This is a genomic window from Actinacidiphila acidipaludis (genome assembly GCF_019890725.1).
GTDB lineage: Bacteria > Actinomycetota > Actinomycetes > Streptomycetales > Streptomycetaceae > Actinacidiphila > Actinacidiphila acidipaludis.
Genome location: NZ_JAINZZ010000115.1, coordinates 1 through 7,134, shown reverse-complemented (window position 1 = coordinate 7,134; position 7,134 = coordinate 1). Strand labels below are relative to the sequence as shown.

2 protein-coding genes are annotated in these 7,134 nt (G+C 74.5%); both read left to right on the top strand.

The window, feature by feature from the left end:
• Positions 1-3,706, top strand: a 3,706-nt coding sequence (locus tag K7862_RS36735; RefSeq protein ID WP_222970090.1) for a non-ribosomal peptide synthetase, incomplete at its 5' end; no start/stop codon positions are given.
• A 2-nt stretch (positions 3,707-3,708) separates the two neighbouring features.
• A partial coding sequence (locus K7862_RS36730) for a non-ribosomal peptide synthetase (protein ID WP_222970088.1) occupies positions 3,709-7,134 on the top strand: 3,426 nt, incomplete at its 3' end.

Genomic DNA, 7,134 nt, shown 5'->3' with positions numbered 1-7,134 from the left:
TGCCCTCCAGAACAACCCCGCCCCCGTCCTCGACCTCCCGGGTGTGGAGACGGCGCACCAGCCGGTGGACATCGCCACCAGCAAGGTGGACCTGGCGGTGGACCTCACCGAGCAGTTCGCGGACGACGGCACCCCGGCGGGCATCGCGGCGTTCCTGCAGTACAGCCGGGACCTGTTCGACGAGGACACGGCGCGGTCGCTCGCCGACCGGCTGGTGCGCGTCCTCCGGGCCGTCGCCGCCGACCCCACCCGCCCGCTCAGCAGCATCGACGTTTTCAGCCCCGACGAACGCAACCGCGTCCTCAACGACTGGAACGCCACCGCCCGCACCGTCCCCGACGCCACACTCCCCGAGCTCTTCGAGGCGCAGGCCGCCCGGACGCCGGGCAACACCGCGGTGGTCCACGAGGACACGTCCGTCACCTACGCCGAGCTCAACGCCCGGGCCAACCGCCTGGCCCGGCTGCTGGCCGAGCGGGGCGCGGGTCCCGAGCGGATCGTCGCGGTCGCCCTGCCGCGCTCGGTGGAGCTCGTCACCGCGCTGCTGGCCGTCGCCAAGACCGGCGCCGCCTACCTGCCGGTCGACCCGTCCCACCCGGCCGACCGCGTGGCCCGGATGCTGGCGGACGCCGCTCCCGCCCTGCTGGTCACCACGAGCCGGACCGGGCTCGGCGCGCCCGCCGGGACCCTCCTGCTGGACGAGCCGGAGACCGCGGCGGAGCTGGCCGGCCGGGCGGAGACCGACCTGACCGACGGCGACGGCCGGCTCGCGCCGATCGCCGCGCAGCACCCGGTCTATGTGATCTACACGTCCGGCTCGACGGGCGTCCCCAAGGGCGTCACCGTCACCCAGCGCGGGCTGGCCAACCAGGTGCTGTGGCTGCTCGACGCGACCCAGGTGACCGAGTCCGACGTCGTGCTGGCCAGGACACCGGTGAGCTTCGACGCGGCCGGGGTGGAGCTGTGGCTGTCGCTGCTCAGCGGAGCGACGATGGCGCTGGCGTCCGACGAGGCGAGCCGCGACCCCGAGCAGCTCATGACGCACGTGGGCAGGCACGGTGTCACCGTCGCCCAGTTCGTGCCGTCGCTGCTGGCGGCGATGCCGCTGGACGAGCGGGGCCGGGGCATCCGGGTGCTGCTCTCCGGCGGCGAGGCGCTGCCCGCCGCGCTGGCCGCGGACGTCGCCGCCGCCTGGGACGTGCGCGTGGTCAACGAGTACGGGCCGACCGAGACCACCGTCAACGCGGTGACGGACGCCCTCACCGACGCCGTCACGCCCGGCGCCGCCGATACCGGCCAGAGCGCGCCGATCGGCCGCCCGGTGTGGAACACCCGGGTGTACGTGCTGGACGAGCGGCTGCGGCCGGCCGTCCCGGGCGCGGCCGGCGAGCTGTACGTCGCGGGGGAGCAGCTCGCCCGCGGCTACCTCAACCGCCCGTCGCTGACCGCCGAACGCTTCCTCGCCGACCCCTTCGGTCCCGCGGGCTCCCGCATGTACCGCACCGGCGACCTGGTGAAGTGGCGTGCCGACGGCCGGCTGCAGTACCTGGGACGCACCGACGACCAGGTCAAGATCCGCGGCTTCCGCATCGAACTCGGCGAGGTCGAGGCCGCCCTGGCCGCGCTGCCCGAGGTCGCCCAGGCGGCCGCCGCCGTCCGGGAGGACGAGCCGGGGCGGCGTCAGCTCGTCGGCTACGTGGTGCCCGCGGCAGCGGCTGCCGGGCCGGACGCCGGTGCGGCACTGGACGCGTCGGTGCTGCGCAAGGCGCTCGGCGACGTCCTGCCGGAGTACATGGTGCCGGCGGCCGTGGTCGCGCTGAGCGAGCTGCCGCTGACGCCGAACGGCAAGCTGGACCGCCGGGCGCTGCCCGCGCCGGAGTTCCGGGCCGAGGCCGCCGTGCGCCCGCCGCGCACGCCCCAGGAGGAGATCCTGGTGGGGCTCTTCAAGGAGCTGCTCAAGCTGCCGCAGGTCGGCGTCGACGCCAACTTCTTCGACCTCGGCGGCGACAGCATCGTCTCGATCCAGCTCGTCAGCCGCGCCCGCAAGGCCGGCCTGGCGATCGCGCCCCGGATGGTGTTCCAGCACAAGACCGTCGAGGCGATCGCGGCCGCCGCGGGCGCGGTGGGCGGTGACGTCGGCGGGACCGCCGACACGGGCGTCGGCACGGTGCCGCTCACCCCGGTCATCCACGAGATGCGCGAACGCGGCGGCCCCATCGGCCGGTTCTCGCAGACGTCGTACCTGAACGCGCCGGCCGGGATGACCGCCGAGCAGCTCGAGACGATCGTCCGGACACTGCTGGACCACCACGACGTGCTGCGGATGCGGCTGGTCCGGCCGGACGGCGGCGGTCCCTGGGAGCTGGAGATCAGGCCGGCCGGGAGCTGCCCGGCCGCCGACCGCATCACCCGGCGGGACGTCACCGGCCTCGACGCCGACGCGCGGGCCGACCTGCTCGCCGCCGAGATCGAGGCGGCCGGCGAGCGCATCGCCCCGGAGGCCGGCGCGATGTTCCAGGCCGTGTGGTTCGACGCGGGACCGCGGGAGCAGGGCCGGCTGCTGCTGGTGCTGCACCACCTGATCGTCGACGGTGTCTCCTGGCGGATCCTGACCACCGACCTGGCCACGGCCTGGACCGCGGTGTCCGCCGGGCGCGCGCCGCAGCTCCAGCCGGTGGGGACCTCGTTCAAGCGGTGGGCCGAGCACCTGGTCAGCGGCGCGCACGACGCGCGGCGCGGCCAGGAGATGGCCCTGTGGGAGGGGATCCTCGACACGCCGGACATGCTGCTGAGCGACCGCCCGCTGGACCCGACGCAGGACGTGATGGGGACCCTGCGGTACGTCGCGCAGGAGCTGCCGACCGAGGCGACCTCGTCGCTGCTCACCACGGTGCCCAGCGCCTTCAACGCCGGCGTCAACGACGTCCTGCTGACCGCGCTCGCGCTGGCCGTCGCGGACTGGCGGCGGCGCCGGGCCGGCGACGACAGCACCGCGGTGCTGGTGGACCTGGAGGGCCACGGCCGGGAGGAGTTCGTCAAGGGCGTCGATCTGTCGCGCACGGTCGGCTGGTTCACCAGCATCTTCCCGGTGGCCCTGGACCTCGGGCCGCTCGACTGGGACGCGGTGTGGGCCGGCGGCGACGCGGTCGGCGACGTGCTCAAGCGCGTCAAGGAGCAACTGCGCGGCCTGCCCGACAAGGGCCTGGGCTTCGGCATGCTGCGGCACCTGAACCAGGAGACCGCGGCCGTGCTCGCGGACGCGCTGCCCCGGCAGATCGGCTTCAACTACCTGGGCCGGGTGGCCCACGGCTCCCCCGACCCGGCGGACTGGTCGCCGGCCGCCGAGCATGTGCCCGGCCTGCGCGACCATGACGCGCCGATGGCGCACAGCATGGAACTCAACGCCCTGACCAGGGAGTACGCCGACGGCCCACGGCTGGCGGCGGCCTGGTCCTGGCCGGAGATGCTCTTCGACGAGGCCGATATCCGCGACCTCAGCGCGACGTGGGAGCGGGTCCTGACGGCCCTGATCACGCACGCGGAACAGGGCGGCGCGGCGGGCGTCACGCCGTCCGACATCGCGCTGGTGGCCATGACGCAGGAGCAGATCGACGCGCTGGAGGGGGAGTTCGAGGACGACGACGACCTCGACGACGAGCTGGACGGCGAACTGGACGGCGAACTCGACGCAGAGCGGAGCAGCTGACCGTGAAGACGACGAAACGGTCCCGCGCGGCACAGATCGAGGACATCCTGCCGCTGTCGCCCTTGCAGGAAGGGCTGTTGTTCCACGCCGCGTTCGACGGCGGCGCGGACGACCCCTACATCGTGCAGGTCGCCCACCGGCTCGACGGCACGCTGGACGCGGATGCGCTGCGCAAGGCCGCCGAGGCCCTGGTGCGGCGGCACGCGGTGCTGCGCGTCGGGTTCCGCCTGTCCGACGACCGGCCGCCGCTGCAGATCGTCCGGCGCCAGGTCCGCGTGCCCTGGGACGAGGTCGACCTGAGCGCCACGCCCGAGGACGAACGGGAGGAGGCGTTCCGCCGCCTCACCGACGCCGACCGGGCGCGCGGGTTCGACACCGCCCGGCCGCCGCTGATCCGGTTCTCCCTGGTCACGATGGGTCCTGACGAGTACCGGCTGGTGGTCACCAACCACCACATCGTGATGGACGGCTGGTCGTCGCCGCTGGTCACCGGCGACCTGTTCGCGCTGTACGGGCTGCTGGCCGAGGGCGGCGACCCGGACGGCCTGCCGCCGGTGACCCCGTACCGGGACTACCTGGCGTGGCTGGCCCGGCAGGAGCGGGAGCCGGCCGCGCGAGCGTGGCGGCAGGCGCTGGACGGGGTCACCGAGCCGACGCTGCTGGCCGCCGACGCGGCCGGCGGCGCGCCCGCCCCCGCGGCCGACCACTTCGTGTCGCTGCCGGAGGAGCTGACCGGCCGGCTGTCCGCGCTGGCCCGCCGCCGCGGCTGGACGATGAACACGCTGGTGCAGGGCGCCTGGGGACTGCTGCTGGCCGCGCTGACCGGGCGGGACGACGTCGTGTTCGGCGCGACGGTGTCCGGCCGCCCGCCGGAACTGCCCGGCGTGGAGACGATGGTGGGGCTGTTCATCAACACCCTGCCGGTCCGGGTGCGCACCCGTCCCGCCGAGACCCTGGACGCCTTCTTCACCCGGCTCCAGGACGAGCAGACCGCGCTGATGGACCACCAGTTCCTCGGGCTGACCGACATCCAGCGGCAGGCGGGCCTCGGGACGCTCTTCGACACCCTGGTGCTCTTCGAGAACTTCCCCGCCGACCCGGCCGCGCTCAACCCGGTCGTGGCCGGGGTGCGGGTCTCCGGCGCGGGCGCCCGGGACGCCACGCACTACCCGGTGACGCTCGCCGCGATGTCCGGCGACCGGCTGGTGATGCGGCTGTCGTACCGTACCGACCTGTACGGCGAGGACGACGCCGCCGCGCTCACGGACCGGCTGGTGCGGATCTTCGAGGCCGTCGCCGAGGACTCCGGCCGGCGGGTGGGCACGATCGACCTGCTGCACCCCGCCGAGCGGCACCGGGTGCTGGTGGAGTGGAACGACACCGCGCGCGAGCTGCCGTCCGGGCCGCTCGCCGGGCTCTTCGAGGCCCAGGTGGCCCGCACGCCCGACGCCGTCGCGCTGGTCCACGCCGGGGAGTCGCTGACCTACGCCGAGACGAACGCCCGGGCCAACCGGCTCGCGCACCACCTCATCGGCCTCGGGGTCCGCCCCGAGCAGCTCGTCGCCCTGGCGCTCCCGCGCACCGCCGACCTGCTGGTCGCCGTCCTCGCGGTGCTGAAGTCCGGCGCCGGCTATCTGCCGCTGGACCTGAGCTATCCCGCGGACCGCGTCGCCTACATGCTGCGGGACGCGGCACCGGCCGTGGTCCTCACCGCGGCGGAGACCGCGGGACAGCTACCGCCGGACAGCACGACCCGCGAGATCCGGCTGGACGCGCCGGAACTGCGGGCGGCGCTGGCGGCGCTGCCCGCCCACGACCCCACCGACGCCGACCGGGTGGCGCCGCTGCGGCCCGCCAACCCCGCCTACGTCAGCTACACCTCCGGCTCGACCGGCCGCCCCAAGGGCGTGGTGGTCCAGCAGGACAGCGTGGCGAACCTGGCGGCCTGCGCGATCGGGGAGTTCGGCCTCGAACGCTTCCGGCACGTGCTGTTCACCACATCGCTGAGCTTCGACATCTCGGTCTTCGAGATCTACGGGCCGCTGCTGTGCGGCGGCACCGTCGAGGTGCTGCGGGACCTGCTCGCGCTCGCCGACCAGCCCGCCGACAGCCCGGCGACCATGGTGGGCGGCGTGCAGTCGGCGCTGCTGCACCTGGTGGCGCAGGGCGAAGTGGCGATGTCCGCGGACACGCTCGTCTTCAGCGGCGAGCAGGTGACCGCCCAGGGCGCCGACGTCCCGCCGGCCTTCTCCAGCGTCCGGGTCGCCGACATCTACGGCCCCACCGAGGCCACCGTCTACGCCACGATGTGGGCCGGTGACGCACCGCTCCGCGGCGCCCCGCCCATCGGCCGCCCGCTGCACAACACCCGCGTGTACGTGCTGGACGCGGCGCTGCGGCCGGTGCCGGTCGGGGTGGAGGGCGAGCTGTACATCGCGGGCGTGCAGGTGGCCCGCGGCTACCTCAACCGGCCGTCCCTGAGCGCCGAACGCTTCGTCGCCGACCCGTACGGCCCGCCCGGCTCGCGCATGTACCGCACCGGCGATGTGACGCGGTGGGCCCCCGACGGCCAGGTCGAGTACGTCGGCCGGGTCGACGACCAGGTCAAGATCCGCGGCTTCCGCATCGAGCTCGGTGAGATCGAGACGGTGCTCGCCGCGCGGGAGGACGTGGCCCGGGTCGCCGTCGTCGTCCGCGAGGACACCCCCGGCGACAAGCGCCTCGTGGCGTACGTCGTGGCGGCCGCGGGCACCACCCCGGACCCCGCGGCGCTGCGCCGCCACGCGGCCGGCTCCCTGCCGGAGTACATGGTGCCCTCGGCGTGCGTGCTCCTCCCGGAGCTGCCGCTGACGGCGAACGGCAAGCTGAACCGGCGGGCGCTGCCCGCCCCCGAGATCTCCGGCGGCCCGGGCGCACGCGCCCCGCGGACCCCGCAGGAGGAGATCCTGTGCGGGCTGTTCGCCGAGATCCTCGGCGCCACCCGGGTCGGCACCGACGACAACTTCTTCGACCTCGGCGGCCACTCCCTGCTGGCGACCCGCCTCGTCTCCCGGGTCCGCTCGGCCCTCGGCGTCGAACTGCCCATCCGCGCCCTGTTCGAACACCCCACACCCGCCCGGCTCGCCGGCACCCTGACCGGCGCCGACCGCGCCCGCGACAGCATCCGCCCCATGGTCAGGCCGGAACGCCTGCCGCTCTCCTACGCACAGCGCCGACTGTGGTTCATCAACCGGATGGACACCGCGAGTTCCTCCTACAACCTGGCGTTCGGGCTTCGCCTGACGGGCGGGTTGGACGCGGGCGCGCTGGAAGCGGCGCTGCGGGACGTCACCGACCGGCACGAAGCGCTGCGCACGACGTTCCCCGAGATCGACGGCATCCCCCGGCAAGTCGTCCAGGCCGAACCCCAGATCGTCCTCGACCGGTCC